The organism is Moritella sp. F3 (assembly GCF_015082335.1).
In the GTDB taxonomy this organism is placed as follows: domain Bacteria; phylum Pseudomonadota; class Gammaproteobacteria; order Enterobacterales; family Moritellaceae; genus Moritella.
The window spans coordinates 568124-585691 of the sequence record NZ_BLRL01000002.1 but is presented as its reverse complement, the minus strand read 5'-3'; the positions used below and the strand labels follow the sequence as shown (position 1 = coordinate 585691).

Below are 17568 nucleotides of genomic sequence, written 5' to 3'. Positions count from 1 at the left end.
ATAGTTGTTTATGTGCTAGTACGATGGCGCTAATCATTATTAATGTGCCGCCATTATAGTTATGATGGTTTTTCGCATTACAAACATTAGAACAATAAATATCAAAAATAGGACAGGTATGGCAAGTATTGCAGAAGGTCAGCAATTTAATGTAGATGAGTTAACTAACCAAGTTATTGGTATCGCTACAGATATTGGCCAGCATGACTCAGGTATGCACAAACATAATAAAGGTCAGTTATTATATGCACCTGCAGGCTGCATTAGTATAACCCTTGATGACATGCAATCGGTACTGCCGCCAACCCGTGCCGCATGGATCCCCGCTGGTGTGATGCATTGTGCGCGCATGCGTAACGTGGTGTCATATCGCTCGCTATATTTTAGTGCAGAGCTCACTGCGTTATTGCCTACGACGATGTGTATTGTTGAAGTGAGTGTATTACTACAAGCATTGATTGAGCGTATGGCGTTTTGGGATTGGGACAAGCCTGAATTAGAACAAGCTAATACCTTGGCATTATTTTGTGAAGAATTGGCTGTCGCACCTGTGCAGCAGTTACACTTACCATTACCGCAAGACCCTCGATTACAAAAGTGGCTTACGGTGTTAATGGCAAGTGAGCTGCCTCCGCAACCATTAAACCAGCTACAAGCTGATATTGGCGCGAGTGGTAAAACCATTAGCCGTATATTTTCTCGAGAAACGGGTATGCCTTATCAAGCGTGGCGACAGCAATGGCGTTTGCTTAATGCTATCGAGCGCTTAGCGGAAGGCCAACGCATTTCGACGGTAGCCTTCGATTTAGACTTTACCAGTGACAGTGCGTTTATTAGTTTTTTTCGCCAGCATACTGGATTGACGCCAGCGAAATACTTGAGCGATAAAACGAGGAGTTATGATGAAATGCGAGCAATATGATTATATCGAAATAGTATGCATGTATCGGTATCTTATTAAATTAACCCTAAGAACTGGTGCTGAAATTATGGGTACTGGCATCGATACACAGCGTAATGAGGCGAGGGAAGAATGTATTAAAATGGATGTTGAGGGGACGAGTGAACTGATTGTGCTCGATAGCATTTTAACGCTAGAGGTGAAAACAGATAATCCACACTTTAAGATAGTCACGTTTGATTAACGATAGCTATTAATGATAACCCTGAATAAAACCGCCTTGTCTGTGGTAAGCAAACAAGGCTGATGTGTTACGCGTGGTGATAAAAAAATACCTTATAGGCTAAATTTATTGACCACCTCTTTTAGCTCCGAATTCATGGTGCCGAGCTCTTGAGTTGTCGTTGTCGTATGCTCTGCATTGTTTGATAACTCGTTTACGATCAGCTGTATTTCCGTCATATTGCGCGTGACCTCGGCACTTACCGTGCTTTGCTCTTCTGCTGCGGATGCTATTTGAATTGTCAGCTCACTGATGGTTGAAATAGCCATCTCCATACTATCAAGATCTTGGTTTACTTCTTGCGTGTCTGCTGCGGTAGTAATACAGCGCTCTTTGGTTTTGTCCATGGCACTGACAACCGCATTTACACCGGAATTAAGCTTCGTTAACATGGCGTTAATTTCAGATGTACTGTTTTGGGTGCGTGCTGCAAGGGCTCTTACTTCATCTGCTACCACGGCAAAACCACGGCCTTGTTCACCGGCTCTTGCGGCCTCGATAGCTGCATTTAATGCGAGTAGGTTAGTTTGTTCGGCAATTTCACCTATCACGGTTAATACCGCACTTATTTGTTGAGTATGTTGCGCCATACTTTCGATATTTATCACGGTATCTTCAACATCATCAAGTAACGTCTGAACATTATTTGATGCGCGCACCACTGTTGTTTTAGATTGTGATACAGAATTATGAATTTGCTGTGTTGACGTTGCAGCCTCAGCGGCGTTAGTAGCGACAATCGTTGCAGTCGTACTCATTTGTTCCATCGCGGTCACTGCTTGCTCTGTTTCTTTTACATGGCCTAAAATAATGCAGCGTGTGAGTTGTGTTTGGTCTTCGACTTGCATTAACGAGTCTGACATTTTGACGGATGAGTTATTCACGGACTGCATTAGCGTATGTAAGTAGCTAATAAAATGATTCACTGATTCGCTAATATCACCCACTTCGTCATTTGCTTTAATGGTTACGCGAGTCGTTAAATCAGCATTACCTTGCGACAGTAGGTCAATATGTTCACGTAATACGATTAGACGTTGCGATAAACGTCTAAATATAAAATAGCAAAAACCAATCATTGTCAGCATGAGAGACAGTTGACCGGCAAGGATCATGGAGAAAATAAGGGATTCATTTTCGAGTAACAGTGGCGAGACAAACGTTTTAATACCTATGGTTGTTAGCACCATAACGACTAAAATAAATGCAATGAAATAGGAAGAGTAAATGGTTTTAATCGATTTCATGTTTGACTGCCTTGTAATATCCATGACTGTTATCTAGCTAGGTTACCGACCATCCGGCCGATATCACGAGGTCTTATTATCAACGATTTGTAATTTAAATGTTTGATTTGAATCACATATTAAAACTTAATTTCAAGTGCGAATTAAGCGGGGTCTATGGTCGACTGTATTTCACCATCGGTAAAACGGGTAATTAACTTATCGCCAGGTTTCAGTTTACTCACTGATGTGATGACTTGGTGTTTGTCATTTTGAGTAATTGAATAACCGCGCGTGAGGGTTGCAAGTGGGCTTACGGTTTGCAGTTGTTGAACCAGGTTTTGCAATTGACTGTGATCTTGTTGTAAACGGCGTTGCATCGCACTGTGTAACCGAGTTTGTAGATTACGCTGTTGTTGCTGCATAGCTGTTAATTTATGTACTGGAGAGCGAGATTGTAACCGACCTGTTAGCTGAGTTAGATGCAGTTTCTGTTGATCTATATGGCGATTTACGGCTTGGTTTAAACGTAAATTGAGTTCATCTAATTTCTGACTTTGCTGTTGTAATTTATGTTGTGGGTGCTGGCTCATCAGCGCTTGTTCTAAATAGCGTTGTTGATGCTGCTTTTTCGATAATTGAGTCTGTATTGCTTTGTTTAAACGATTACTCAGGTTAGTGACTTGCTGATGTAAATGGGCTTGATCCTGGCTCACTAGCTCTGCCGCCGCTGACGGGGTCGGCGCGCGCATATCGGCCACAAAATCCGCAATCGTGACATCTATTTCATGCCCAACAGCGCTAATGATGGGGAGTTGGCTGTTGAAAATAGCGTGTGCAACGGATGCTTCATTGAAGCACCAAAGATCTTCTAACGAGCCACCACCACGGCCGACAATTAACAGATCAACTTCGTTACGCTGATTGGCTATATTAATGGCATTGACAATCGCTGAGGCTGCTTGTGCACCTTGCACCAGAGTCGGATAGATAATGACAGGTAGATTAGGACTACGGCGTTCTAGCACGGTTAGAATGTCGTGTACGGCCGCGCCTGTTGACGACGTAACAATACCAATTTTTTTAGCATGCAAGGGCAGGGCTTTTTTATGCGCTTGGGCAAAATAGCCTTGTGCATCTAACGAGGCTTTTAATTGCTCGTATTGCTGCTGTAATAAACCATCCCCAGCAGGGCTTAATGATTCAATCACTAATTGGTATTCACCGCGAGGTTCGTACATAGTTACGCGTACTTTGGCCAATACTTGCTGGCCATTGGCAGGGCGAAAGGTCACACGACGATTATTGCCTTTAAACATTGCACAGCGTACTTGCGATCGACTATCTTTAAGTGATAAGTACCAATGCCCCGATGCAGGTGCAACGAAATTGGATATTTCACCGGTTAACCATAATGTGCCCATTTCTGATTCGATCAATTGCCTAACGCTGGCATTTAAGTGAGTCACTGTATAAATATTTGGATTAGTCAAAATAAGGCTCTCTCGCGTTAAGCAGTTAAAATCTGATGCACTTTTTATCAGTGAATTAGATATAAATATCAGTAATCAGTATAAAATCGTATCGGAATATTGTAGCAGGTTTGCTTTTTAATGGGCATTAAGATCAACAATAATTAAAAAAAGTTGAAATATAATTTGCTTTTACCCTAAACCATCAATATACTTCGTCCGCAATATTTATACCGATTATGTCATCCATTTTATACCTTTTACAAGGTGAGATATTGCCCATGCTAAGAATTGCCAAAGAAGCCCTTACCTTTGATGACGTACTGCTTGTACCTGCTCATTCAACTGTTCTACCGAACGATGCGAACCTAAAAACTCAACTAACGAAAAATATTTCGTTAAACATACCTATGCTTGCTGCTGCGATGGACACAGTAACTGAAGGTCGTTTAGCGATTGCGTTAGCTGAAGAAGGTGGTATTGGTTTTGTTCACAAGAACATGTCAATCGAGCGCCAAGCCGCTGAAGTACGTTTAGTTAAAAAATATGTAAGTGGTATTGTTGCTGAGCCCGTTACTGTAAAACCTGATATGACTATTGCTGATGTAGCTGAACTAGCTAAGCAATACGGTTTTGCTGGCTTTCCTGTAGTAACCGAAGCCAATGACCTAGTGGGTATCATTACTGGTCGTGATGTACGTTTTGTTGATGATTTAACTGCTCTAGTTTCATCAGTAATGACGCCGAAAGATCGTTTAGTGACTGTTGGACAAAAATCTTCTCGTGAAGAAGTTCTTGGCCTAATGCACAAACACCGTATTGAAAAAGTACTTGCTGTAAACGAAGACTTTAAACTAACGGGTATGATCACGGTTAAAGATTTTAAACAAGCAGAGAAAAAACCAAATGCATGTAAAGACGAATTAGGTCGTTTACGTGTAGGTGCTGCTGTTGGTGCTGGTGGTTCTACTGCAGAACGTATCGACGCATTAGTAGAAGCGGGTGTTGATGTACTATTAATTGATTCATCACACGGCCACTCTCAAGGTGTTCTAAACCGTATTAAAGAAACACGCGCTGCATACCCTGATTTAGAAATCATCGGCGGTAACGTAGCAACTGGCGCAGGTGCTCTAGCACTAGTAGAAGCTGGCGTTAGCTGTGTTAAAGTTGGTATCGGCCCTGGTTCAATCTGTACTACACGTATCGTTACAGGTGTTGGTGTGCCACAAATCACAGCAATTAACGATGCAGTAACAGCATTAGAAGGTACTGGTGTTCCAGTTATCGCTGATGGTGGTATCCGTTTCTCTGGCGATATCGCGAAAGCACTTGTTGCTGGTGCATCATGTGTAATGGTTGGTTCTATGTTCGCTGGTACTGAAGAAGCACCAGGTGAAGTTGAACTTTACCAAGGCCGCGCATACAAATCATACCGTGGTATGGGTTCATTAGGCGCTATGTCTAAGGGCTCATCTGACCGTTACTTCCAATCAGAAAACGCTGCTGATAAATTAGTACCAGAAGGTATTGAAGGCCGTGTTCCTTATAAAGGCAAATTGAAAGAAATCATCCATCAACAAATGGGTGGTATTCGTTCTTCAATGGGTCTAACTGGTTGTGCGACTATCCATGACATGAACACCAAAGCTGAATTCGTTCGTATCACTGGTTCTGGTATCACAGAAAGCCATGTTCATGATGTGATCATGACTAAAGAAGCGCCAAACTACCGTTCAAACTAAGTTAGTTTTAGCAAAATAGATAGTTCGAAACTGATAATTCAAGGGGAGACAAATGTCTCCTCTTACTATTATTATAAACATAACAACTAAATATATTTACAGGAATATCTTTAATGACCACAAATATTCATGAGCAAAAAATCCTAATCTTGGACTTTGGTTCTCAATATACGCAGTTAATCGCTCGTCGTATCCGTGAAATCGGTGTTTACTGTGAATTATGGACATGGGATGTAGATGAAGCGGCAATCCGTGAATTCAATCCAAACGGTATTATCCTTGCTGGTGGCCCAGAAAGTGTAACTGAAGCGGGTTCACCTCGTGCACCTGAATATGTATTCAACGCAGGCGTACCTGTATTGGGTATCTGCTACGGTATGCAAACTATGTCTGAGCAACTTGGTGGCAAAGTCATCAAAGGTACTGGCGAAGGCGAATTTGGTTATGCACAAATCGAAATGCAAGCGCCTTCTGCGCTATTCAACTCTATCGAAGATGCAGTATCTGAATCAGGTAAAGCACTATTAGACGTATGGATGAGCCACGGTGATAAAGTTTCTGCTATTCCAGAAGGCTTTGTAACAGTTGCTAATACTGCAACTTGTCAGTTTGCTGCTATGGCAAACGAAGAAAAACGCTTCTATGGCGTACAATTCCACCCTGAAGTAACGCATACACGTCAAGGTGAGCGTATGCTTTCTCACTTTGCAAAAGACATTTGTGGCTGTGACGGACTTTGGACTTCAACGTCAATCATTGATGATGCGATTGCTCGTATGAAAGCGCAAATCGGTGATGATGAAGTTATCTTAGGTTTATCTGGTGGTGTTGATTCATCTGTTGTTGCTATGTTATTACAACGCGCGATTGGCGATAAGCTAACATGCGTATTCGTTGATAACGGTTTACTTCGTTTAAACGAAGGCCAGCAAGTAATGGATATGTTCGGTGATCGTTTCGGTCTAAACATTGTTCACGTTAACGCTGAAAATCGTTTCCTAGAGCAAATGGCTGGCGAAAATGATCCAGAAACAAAACGTAAAATCATTGGTCGTGTATTTGTTGAAATCTTTGATGAAGAATCGAAGAAATTAACCAATGCTAAATGGTTAGCACAAGGTACTATCTACCCTGACGTTATCGAATCTGCTGCAACTAAAAATGGTAAAGCACACGTGATTAAGTCACACCATAACGTAGGTGGTTTACCTGACGATATGGAAATGGGTCTAGTTGAACCATTACGTGAATTATTTAAAGATGAAGTACGTAAGATTGGTCTTGAATTAGGTCTTCCATACGACATGCTTTACCGTCACCCATTCCCTGGACCTGGTCTAGGTGTGCGTGTACTTGGCGAAGTGAAGAAAGAATATTGCGACCTATTACGTCGTGCTGACGCTATCTTCATTGAAGAACTACACAAAGCGGAACTTTACCATAAAGTAAGCCAAGCATTTGTTGTATTCTTACCTGTACGCTCTGTTGGCGTAATGGGCGATTGCCGTAAGTATGATTGGGTTGTATCACTACGTTGTGTAGAAACAATCGACTTTATGACTGCGCGTTGGTCACATCTTCCGTATGATTTAATCGGTCATGTTTCAAACCGTATTATTAACGAAATTGATGGTATTTCTCGTGTAGTTTACGATGTATCTGGTAAGCCACCTGCAACAATTGAGTGGGAATAATCGCTAGTTAAGCGAGAATTTAACGCCAGTTCAGAACTCGATAAATATTGATAAAGCAGCGTTTGTTGTTAAAGCCGTTCACTTAAGGTGAGCGGCTTTTTTATTTCTAGCGTAGCATTACGTCTAGCTGAATGCCGGATAAGACTCGTGAGTTCACAGTTTTTATATTTCCTATTTACTTGATTATACAGGTTTATCTCCTCAATCTTATGTAAACATCTCCCTGAGTGTGATACTTAGCATCTAAAGTTATTAATCCACGCTTACCAATCGTGATTTTAATCAACAAACCAATCATCGCTGCTTTTTCTAATCCATCGCTCTACGCCTTCAGCTTCCTTATACAAGGATGATTGATTTATATCGATATTTTCTTAGTCTACAGCCCCCCTGCATTAACTATTATTTATAATAAATGGATGTAACGATGACTAATATTAATTCTCTATTCAAGCGTTCTTATTTAACTAAGTCGATTCTTACGGTTATGGCTTCTGCTTTACTGTTTGGCTGTAATTCATCTTCAGATGACAATCATACAGCACTCGTTAAAGACACCGAGTACAAGGTATATTTTAAGTCAGCCACAGATAACTATACGAATGCCAGTTTATACGTATGGAATGATGGCACTTGTGGCGCTTATGCTGGCAGTAATCCGGATGCTGGGGATTGGAATAAAGGACTTAAACCGGATGGGAAAGATCCTGAATTTGGTATTTATTGGTCATTAGATGTGAATCAACAAGAAGCATCGCAATGTGTTAACTTTATTCCTCGGATAGGGGATGATAATAGTAAACCCTTAGGTGATTTTAATCCCAAGCTACAGTTAACCCAAACCAACAACAAAAATGAAATCTTTACTCAAGAGGGTATTAGTGCCGTTTATCCAGAACTGATTTCGACTGATGATGTTCCTGCAAATCATGCCCGTGTGTACATGAATACGCCAGATGGCGACAATAATGATTTCAGGCTGCATGTATGGAATGAAGGTGAGTGTAATAACTTAGACGGTAATGACTCTTCTTGGCCAGGTATTGAATCTACGGGGATCAGCGATACTTATGGCGTTTATTGGGATATCCCTGTTAACGGCACAAATAGCTGCCTTAACATCATTCCAAATACCAAGAGTAATGGTGACTTTCAAAGTGCTAATCTAAAATTCGAATTTGATAGCACGACTGCAATAGGCAATATAGGCTTTATTTTTAAAGGCTCTGATAAAGTCTATTATGATGCGCTGGCGAATAAACCTGAAAATGTGATTGAACTGTCGGGTGCAAGTGCAATTTTTGCTAGCGATAGTGTGTTATTAATTAACAGTAAAGAAGCCACTAAAGTTGAACTGTATTACGCTAATGCTGCCGGCATGGCATTTGATAGCGTGACGAAAAAAATAACGGCAGCAGATGGTATGATCGGCAGTGACACAAAAAATGCATCTGAAGAGTGGCAGGGTTCGGAAAATAAACCGCACCTCGCTCAGGATTTTATCGCCTTTGAACTCGATTTTTCAACCGCAGGTATTACCTTAAAAGAAGCGCTGAAAGGGCAGCTTATTTTAGTTGCGTCGGATGCGACGGGGGTGATTAAAGTCACCGAAGTGCAAACCGCAAGTGCGTTAGACTCACTTTATGCAACGAACGCGACTACTCAACAATTTGGGGCGATACTGAATGATAATGGCAGTACGACCTTCCGCTTATGGGCGCCGACATCACAATCAGTGGCGTTGATACCTTATGGTAGTAATAAGGACGCGGGTATAAAAATACCGATGGTCTTTGAGCAAAGCACCGGTAGCTGGGTTGCTGAAAATACCAGGTTAAAACACGGTGACTTTTACAAATATGAAGTGACAGTTTACCATCCTGCAACAGACAAAGTTGAAACATATCAAGTCACAGACCCTTATTCATTAAGTCTTTCAACTAATTCTGAATTGAGTCAAGTCATAGATTTGAAAAATGCAGCTGTAACGCCGGCTGGTTGGAATGAGCTAACCGCGCCTCATGCGCAAAGTAACCCCGCTAAATTTGTTTTGTATGAAGCACATATTCGTGATTTTTCAGCATTAGATATATCCACTCCTCAAGCAAGTAGAGGCAAATATTCTGCTTTTAGTCAAAGTGATTCAGCCCCGGTTAAACATTTAAAATTATTAGCTGATTCGGGTGTTTCCCATCTGCATTTATTACCGGTATTTGATATAGCGACCATCAATGAAGATAGCTCTCAGGTGGCGAATATTGACGAACCTTTTTCTAAATTATGTACTTTAAAGCCAGCAATAAAAGAGGATGCCGATTTTGCGAGTTATTGCAGTAGTAATGACACTATTGCGTCGGTGTTTGATGCGCTATTGGAAGATGACTCACCGACTAATGCAGTAGTGCAACGTTTGAATGCTTATGTTCGAGATGTCGATGGTTTCAATTGGGGTTACGACCCATACCATTACACTGTGCCAGAAGGTTCATACTCAAGTAACCCTGATGGAATGGCGCGAATTAAAGAGTTTCGTGAAATGGTCATGGCAATTAAAAATGATATTGGTATGAATGTGGTTATGGACATTGTGTATAACCACACCAATGAATCAGGGGTGAGTAGTAAATCTGTTTTAGACCGAATAGTGCCTTGGTACTATCAGCGTTTAAATGAATATTCGGGTGATGTAGAAAACTCAACTTGCTGTTCAAATACAGCGCCTGAGAATGCGATGATGGGGAAATTGATTTCCGATTCACTTGTTGTTTGGGCTGAAGATTATAAGGTCGATGCGTTCCGTTGGGATTTAATGGGTCATCACCCTAAAGCGCAGATCTTAGATGCTCTTGCTGCAGTTAAAGCCGTAGATCCAGATACCTATTTTTATGGCGAAGGCTGGAATTTTGGTGAAGTAGGGAACGACCGTCAATTTACCCAAGCGACACAAGCGAATATGTATGGTACAGGTGTCGGCACATTCTCTGATCGGCTACGTGACTCTGTTCGTGGCGGTGGTCCATTCGATTCTGAAATGGGGCTACGAGAAGGCCAAGGATTTGGCAACGGAGCATATGTATTACCTAACGAACAAAATAAAGTAACCAAAGATACTGCGTTACATTTAGCTGATTTAACTCGTTTAGGTATGGCTGGTAATTTAGCGGATTACGTTTTCGTGGATAGTAAAGATAACACCATCATAGGCTCTGGGTTAGATTACAATGGTCAGCCTGCTGGGTATGCAAAAGATGCGTGGGAAGTGCAAAATTATGTATCAAAACATGATAATCAAACGCTATGGGATAATAACCAATATAAGATTGGTTATGAGGTAGATGCGGAGACTCGTGTGCGTATGCAAGCGCTATCACTTGCTACGGCAATGTTAGGTCAAGGTGTCCCCTTTATCCATATGGGCAGTGAGCTATTGAGATCGAAATCAATGCAGCGCGACTCTTATGACTCAGGTGATTTGTATAACCGTATTGATTTTACAGCTCAAGACAATAATTGGAATGTGGGCTTACCACGTGAAGATAAAGATGGTAGTAACTGGGAGGTGATTCAAGGTGTTATTAATAATTCGGCTGAAAATGCGATGCCAACGCCTGACAATATAAAAAGTATGAAGTCATTTTATGGTGAATTAGCTTTATTACGTGCGTCTTCAGGTCTACTTACACTTGGTGGGGGGGGGGAGATTAATCAACGCGTACGATTTCATAATACCGGTAGTACACAAACTGTTGGTGTGATTGTCATGAGCATTGATAACAGTGACACTAATTATAGTACCAGTATTGATAAGGATCGTGACGGTTTGGTCGTCGTCATTAATGCCACGCCAACAGCAATCGAAGAGTTCCAAAATTTTGATGCAGCAGGTTATCGTTTACATTCAATTCACACAACGAGAGGCGATCAATCTATTGCCCAGCGTGGTGTTGATGTATCGAGTATTACGAATAATAAACTTAATACGCCAGCATGGTCTGTGGCTGTATTTGAAAAAATACATAATTAACAGAAAGACGATGCGTCTTATTTTACATGAGATGCATCGTCTTTCATTACAGAATCGATCTTATTACCAGACTCCGTAATCTAGCGCTGCTTTTTTATAAAATTGAGTTTAGATTTAAGAACTTGATTGTATCGCTTTAACCTAGAATAAATTCAACGTTTGCATTAACTTCTAGTTAATCCTCTACTACTTATTTTGTTCTTAGTGTTATCTGTCGTGGTAAGCGAAAAATTCCATGCTGCGGTAGTTTTAAATGTTCGGTATGTTTGCTATAACAAGATAGGTATGGATACCACCCCTCCTAAAATTATTAGCTCATGACAATGGATGTTGAAGCATATGATAATATTACCCTCCTTTTTTTACTCGCTATTTAAACGAGTGAAAGCGCTTATAAGCGTATTTATTTTGCTATCGCTGACTGCTTGTAGTAGCACCGATGTTCGACTCAACCTATCTGCTTCAGCAGATCTTAATTCAAATAATCATAATGAATCATTACCTGTCATTGTTCGGGTGTATCAGCTCACGGATGTAAAAACCTTCCGAAATGCCACGTTTGACCAATTATGGAAAGCAGATGAGTTGATATTAGGCTCAGACCTTGTGGATAAAAAAGAACTGGTTGTTAAACCAAGTTCTAATTTCGATTATGAGTTTGTGCAAGCCGATGGCGCTAAGTACATTGCTATGTTTGCCCTGTTTCGCAATGGTGACAAAAATAGTTGGCGCTGGTTACATAAATTAAACAGTGGCGCACTGTCATTCGATACTGAGTTTGATATCGAGCTGTTAAATAACAAAATTTATTATTTAGATAACTGATGGCTCAATTAAGTACGCCGAACAATGCGATATTAATTGTGTGTACACCGGTATTTAATTTATTGACTCGGATCCAACAAGATAAATTACCGGTAAGCATCGTATTATATCCAGAGTTTGTGCAAGCATTTCATGCGCTGGAACGGTTAGCACAAGCTCATTTTATTAGTCATGAAGAATTTGTACATATCAAATCGTGTTTAGCTATGCTCATTGACGATATCATGCAATACGAACAGCATTTATCCCCGACATCCGCAGTTCATCCCTGGCCTACGTCGCACTTGCAGTTAACGCTGTTAGGTGTTGAATACAGCCACTCTGTATTTTTTGAGCATCTCGAAAAGCTGTTAAAGAATGGTCATAATCATCTCTCTTTAATTGAACTCTACTACGTGTGCTTAACATTAGGCTTCAGGGCCGAATTGGTGAGCAATATACCGCTATCACGGTTGAGAATCCGAGTTTATCAAGAAATAATGCGTATTCGGGGACCCGTTAATCGTGTGTTGTCGCCTGATTGTCAGCCTGAAATCATACCGTCAAAAGCCCCCAGGCAACCGCTTTCCTTGTTTGTCTTATTGTTATGTGCCGTTATCTTATTTGGTGTTGGGTTTTTTATTATTGAGTATATTTTGCGTATCGAGATCTTGGCGCACTACGATTACATTAAGGAACAGGCGCATTTATTGATCAGTGTTGTTTCTGGGGGGCAGCAATAATGTGGAAGTTATGGCTGCTGCTAAGTGTCGTGACTAACGCACTATTACTCGCGATGAGTCGTATTGGCTACGTAGATAATATGATTTATATGTTTGCTGCACTCAATAGTATGCTGTTTTTATTATGCTATTTTAATTATCGTCGGAGTGTACGGCATCGACATGTTTTATCGTTTCAAAACATGAGTCAAAACGATAGCGGTAAGGGAACTTCCAGCAAGTCCAGCTACAAACCCAAGCAAGCTATCAAACAGCTTCATCAACAATTCGAATATGCGCTTCATGTGCTCAAAAATAGTGAGTTAGTCAGTTCAAAAACAGGCCATAAAGCCCTCTATGATAAACCTTGGCTTTTGCTGCTAGGGGCAAAAGGTGCTGGTAAAAGTGCGTTAATTCAACAATCAGGCTTAGACTTGATCCATATCGCTAATCATGAGTCTGAAGAGGAATTACCTGCTAATCTGAGCGCGTTGTTTCAATTTTCAGCTGACGCTGTATTCATTGAAGCTGATGGCGAGTATGTCACAGAGGGGCGTGCACATGACGAATGGTTAAGCTTGTTAAAATTGCTACGTCATCATCGCCATCATGCTCCGATTAATGGACTTGTATTAACTTTAGATATTACCGATTTTTTGCTACTCGAAGAACCGCAACGTAATTTCAGGTTGATGTTATTTCGTGAACGTATTAACGAAATGATAGATTATCTTGGTATTATTTTTCCAGTCTATATCGTCTTTACTCAATGCGATAAAGTGAGTGGGTTTAACGCTTATTTTGCTGATCTTTCCGAATCTGAAAAAAACCAGATATGGGGAGCCAACTTATTTGAATTACATGACAAAGGTTGGCGCTCGCTTTCACATTTATTGAAACAACGCTTAACACTGTTGACCAAACAACTACAGTTGCAGTTAGTGGATAAGTTAGCGAATAATCAAGATGTAAATGATAAAACTGGTATTGTTGCATTCACTCAGCAATTCACGATTTTGCTTGATACTGTTAGCGACTTTACTGGCCAGTTATTAAAAGCAAGTGCCTATAAAGAACAACCGCTGATTGCTGGCATTTACTTTACCTCTGCAGGGGAGTCCCAGCCAGCATTTGGTGGGCGTGGGGTCGATGAGTATGCACAAAGTGTTTTTATTCAGGCACTATTTAAAGAACTGGTGATCCCTTTGCAGGGAATGGCCAAGGCTAATCGCTCGACGATGCGGTTTAATATTAGTTTAAAAGCGACGGTGATGACGAGTACAATGATCGGTGTCGTTGCTGGTATCAGTTTTATGCTCAGTGCATATCTCTCACTGCAAGCCGATTTTACCAAAAATAAATTGGTGATTGATGATCTCGTGAAATCAATTAGTACCGAGGCCAGTGATAATTCGACATTAACACAATCGCTTACTTTATTACGCCAGCGATTCTTGGCATTAACTGATGATGCTAATGAATTTGAATACTTCCTGCCTTATCTTGCGCTCGATGAAAAACGCTTAATGGTGAAAGATGAAATGGAGAAACTATACTTTCATGTGCTGAATTTACGCATCGAACAAGAACTGCAACCTTTGCTAAAATCACGTATGTCAGTACTGGAGAGGGAATGGGCTAAAGAGGCATTAACTGGCTCGCGACGAAGTGAATATTATAACCTGTTAAAGTTATCATTAATGTTAAGTTGTGAGGTCAAGCGTCTCGATATTCCGTTTGCGACACAGCAGCTAGTGCAGCTTTGGTTGCATCATGGGGTACAAGATACGCAGGATGATGAGCGGCTTGCATTCACTGAATTGGTCATGACATATCTGCATGAATTTAATTCCCCACACGAGGTTGCTGTGAGCTTACAACCTTGGAAAAGTCTTAAACCGACCATTAAATTGGCTCGAATGAATTTAGCTAAGCCATTCTCGAAGGGCGAGCTGTATCAAATGGTGATTGATGATGCGCCGTTGCAAGCCGCATTGACGATAAATACGGTGATACCAGCCCGTTTTCAGTCTTATGTAGAAAGTAATACTGCTGTGCCTTGGATATATAGCCAAGCAGGTTGGAATACCTATGTTCAGAACAAGCTTGCACTATTACAGCAAGCGCAGTTACAGGGCGGTAAGGATTGGGTGCTAGCTCAGCGAGTGAGTGAGGCTCAGTTACAAGTAAATCTGAATACGTTAGAAACTAAAATAATGGCGGTGAGAACGCGATACTTTGATGATTATGCTGGGTATTGGTCCTCATTTGTTGAGAGTATTCGTTATAGCAAACTCAATAATATTCAACAAACCCAAGCGACATTAAATGCGTTGGCATCACCTAATGGTCTCTTTACTGAATTAATCAGTAATATGGTTAAAAACATCTACTTGTTTGATAATAACCGGATAGCGACTCAACCCGCAGAACCGATAGCGGCATTAATAAAACACTTTCCCATTTTAAATCAGCTAAATGATTTTCAACAACAAGCGCGGCATAATGAGATGTTTACGCAGTTTCAGCGCAATATGCTCCGTGTAAACAAAGATTTATTTTCGATTATCAGTAGTTATTCTATTAACGATGCCGCATTAGCGTATACCGGCGATATACTCTCAAGCCATCAAAGTAGTGAACAAGCCAATGCAGGCACGCCAAATTTGTATAAAGCTTGGAATGATACCCAAGTATTACTTGCCCGTTTTAATGAACAATCTTCTGTTCAACTGACTTATTTACTCACAGAACCAATGCGCCAGAGTTGGTTACACCTGTTTGCACAATCTCGTATCGCGCTAGAGTCAAAATGGCAGGAACAAGTATACCGCTATTTTCAACGTGGGATTGCAGGGCATTATCCATTTTCAATTAATGGACCTGATACGTCACTATCACAGTTGAGTACGTTCTTTAACCGACACGATGGGCTGTTATGGCAATTTGTAGCACGAGATTTAAATGCCTTCATTGCCGATTTTAGATTACAAAAAAACAGTACTCATGGTTAGGGGTAAATTTAGGCATGGATCTAGAGTTACTGGAATCGTTACGTCATGCTGATATTATCACCAAGGGATTTTTTAGCCGAGACAGCGAAGTACCTCGAATAAACTATGCGATCATGCCTATTGCTAAGCAATCAATTGCAGAAAGCTATCTACAAATTAATGGTTATGAATATCGTTATCGTAATGAGCCTGAAGAATGGCGATCATTTGTATGGCCATCAAGGCGCAATACCCATCAAGCGAGTGTCAGTGCTATCAGTAGTGGTACTGGGCATATAGCCAAACTTAAAGTAAGCGGTGATTGGGCATTATTTAAGTTAATTGACCGTGCACAAATAAACCCACTAGTGGCAAATCAATACCAATTAAATTGGCTGTTACAAACCCGCCGTGGTGAACGCTTAGTAAGTGATTATAAGATCAAGTTTGAATCCGGCAGTTTTATTTTTAAACGCGGCGCATTACATGATTTTAGGCTACCAGGTAGCTTGTTTAAAATGCCAGAAGTGGAACAAATCTCTTCTTCCCTTGATATTCTCTCTGTTGATAACTAGACTAGCGGACTATTTCAATTTTAAGTTCGATTTTAAGGTACCTTCATGCAGGTTTCAGATTTCAATTTTACCCTTCCTGACGAGTTAATCGCACGTTATCCGAAAGCGGATCGTCGTTCAAGCCGTCTACTACAACTAAACGGTAACAGTGGTGAGCTTGCAGATAAACAGTTTGCAGACATTCTCGATTTAGTTGAAGCGGGTGATCTGATGGTATTTAACAATACCCGTGTGATCCCTGCGCGTATGTACGGACAAAAAGCGTCAGGCGGTAAAATAGAAGTACTTGTTGAGCGTGTTATTAGCGAAGATTCGGTGCTTGCACACGTACGTTCATCAAAATCCCCTAAAGTCGGTGCTCGATTAATTCTAGAAGGCACTGTCAATGCTGAAATGGTTGCGCGTCATGATGCGTTATTCGAACTTAAATTCTTAGATGAACGTCACGTACTAGAAGTATTAGAAGACATTGGCCACATGCCATTGCCACCTTATATCGACCGTCCAGATGAAGATTCAGACAAAGAACGCTACCAAACGGTTTACAACGAAAAACCGGGTGCCGTAGCTGCGCCTACTGCTGGTTTACACTTTGATGAAGCATTACTCGCGCAGTTAACTGAAAAAGGTGTAAACACGGCGTTTGTCACGCTGCACGTTGGTGCGGGTACGTTCCAACCAGTACGTGTTGATAACATTCTTGATCACCACATGCATTCTGAATATGCCGAAGTATCTGAAGAAGTTGTGGCGAAAATTGCAGAAACCAAAGCCAATGGTGGACGTGTTATTGCTGTGGGTACTACGTCAGTACGCTCATTAGAAAGTGCTGCGCAAGCAACAATGGCAAAAGGCCTACCGCTAGCGCCGTTTTTTGATGATACCGAGATCTTTATTTATCCGGGTTACAAATTCCAGTTGATTGATGCAATGGTAACGAATTTCCATTTACCTGAATCAACATTAATTATGTTGCTATCGGCATTTGCGGGCTATGATCACGTGATGTCAGCTTACCAACATGCGATTACTGAGAAATACCGTTTCTTCAGTTATGGCGATGCGATGTTTGTGACTAAACAGACCGCAGTATAAATTTAATTAGTCGTGGGTTAGTGTTTATCTGCTC

Annotated in this window: 12 protein-coding genes; 10 read left to right on the top strand and 2 right to left on the bottom strand. The window is 41.0% G+C overall.

Going from position 1 to position 17568, the window contains the following annotated elements; all coding sequences use genetic code 11:
• Positions 1 to 118 precede the first annotated feature (118 nt).
• The gene (locus JFU56_RS05715) at positions 119 to 922 is read left to right on the top strand and encodes a helix-turn-helix domain-containing protein (RefSeq protein ID WP_198436298.1); all 804 of its coding nucleotides are present in this window, start codon (positions 119 to 121) and stop codon (positions 920 to 922) included.
• Positions 900 to 1145: a Rho-binding antiterminator gene (locus tag JFU56_RS05710; protein WP_198436297.1), complete on the top strand. Its 246-nt coding sequence runs from the start codon at positions 900 to 902 to the stop codon at positions 1143 to 1145. The genes JFU56_RS05715 and JFU56_RS05710 overlap by 23 nt, the downstream gene beginning before the upstream one ends.
• 92 nt (positions 1146 to 1237) lie before the next feature.
• On the opposite strand, the gene JFU56_RS05705 is transcribed toward JFU56_RS05710, so the two are convergent.
• Together JFU56_RS05705 and xseA are read right to left on the bottom strand one after the other, a co-directional pair.
• Complete coding sequence (locus JFU56_RS05705) at positions 1238 to 2431, bottom strand: methyl-accepting chemotaxis protein (protein WP_242065877.1); 1194 nt, start codon at positions 2429 to 2431, stop codon at positions 1238 to 1240.
• A 143-nt stretch (positions 2432 to 2574) separates the two neighbouring features.
• Positions 2575 to 3906: an exodeoxyribonuclease VII large subunit gene (xseA, locus tag JFU56_RS05700; RefSeq protein ID WP_256432182.1), complete on the bottom strand. Its 1332-nt coding sequence runs from the start codon at positions 3904 to 3906 to the stop codon at positions 2575 to 2577.
• A 257-nt stretch (positions 3907 to 4163) separates the two neighbouring features.
• Between xseA and guaB the strand changes: the two genes are divergently transcribed.
• From guaB to queA, 8 genes are all read left to right on the top strand, one after another.
• Positions 4164 to 5627: an IMP dehydrogenase gene (gene guaB / locus JFU56_RS05695; RefSeq protein ID WP_198436296.1), complete on the top strand. Its 1464-nt coding sequence runs from the start codon at positions 4164 to 4166 to the stop codon at positions 5625 to 5627.
• A gap of 113 nt (positions 5628 to 5740) precedes the next feature.
• Positions 5741 to 7321: a glutamine-hydrolyzing GMP synthase gene (guaA, locus tag JFU56_RS05690; RefSeq protein WP_198436295.1), complete on the top strand. Its 1581-nt coding sequence runs from the start codon at positions 5741 to 5743 to the stop codon at positions 7319 to 7321.
• A 427-nt stretch (positions 7322 to 7748) separates the two neighbouring features.
• Positions 7749 to 11345 (top strand): pullulanase-type alpha-1,6-glucosidase, encoded by a 3597-nt coding sequence (gene pulA / locus JFU56_RS05685; RefSeq protein ID WP_242065875.1) that lies wholly within the window; start codon positions 7749 to 7751, stop codon positions 11343 to 11345.
• Positions 11346 to 11684: 339 nt separating this feature from the next.
• Positions 11685 to 12170, top strand: a complete 486-nt coding sequence (gene tssJ / locus JFU56_RS05680) for a type VI secretion system lipoprotein TssJ (protein WP_242065874.1) — start codon at positions 11685 to 11687, stop codon at positions 12168 to 12170.
• The gene (locus tag JFU56_RS05675) at positions 12170 to 12892 is read left to right on the top strand and encodes a DotU family type IV/VI secretion system protein (protein ID WP_198436292.1); all 723 of its coding nucleotides are present in this window, start codon (positions 12170 to 12172) and stop codon (positions 12890 to 12892) included. Before tssJ ends, JFU56_RS05675 begins: the two co-directional genes overlap by 1 nt.
• Positions 12892 to 15885 (top strand): type VI secretion protein IcmF/TssM N-terminal domain-containing protein, encoded by a 2994-nt coding sequence (locus tag JFU56_RS05670; protein WP_198436291.1) that lies wholly within the window; start codon positions 12892 to 12894, stop codon positions 15883 to 15885. Before JFU56_RS05675 ends, JFU56_RS05670 begins: the two co-directional genes overlap by 1 nt.
• A 14-nt stretch (positions 15886 to 15899) precedes the next feature.
• Positions 15900 to 16439 (top strand): type VI secretion IcmF C-terminal domain-containing protein, encoded by a 540-nt coding sequence (locus tag JFU56_RS05665; RefSeq protein WP_198436290.1) that lies wholly within the window; start codon positions 15900 to 15902, stop codon positions 16437 to 16439.
• Positions 16440 to 16484: 45 nt separating this feature from the next.
• Complete coding sequence (gene queA, locus JFU56_RS05660) at positions 16485 to 17534, top strand: tRNA preQ1(34) S-adenosylmethionine ribosyltransferase-isomerase QueA (protein WP_198436289.1); 1050 nt, start codon at positions 16485 to 16487, stop codon at positions 17532 to 17534.
• The last annotated feature ends 34 nt before the right edge of the window (positions 17535 to 17568 follow it).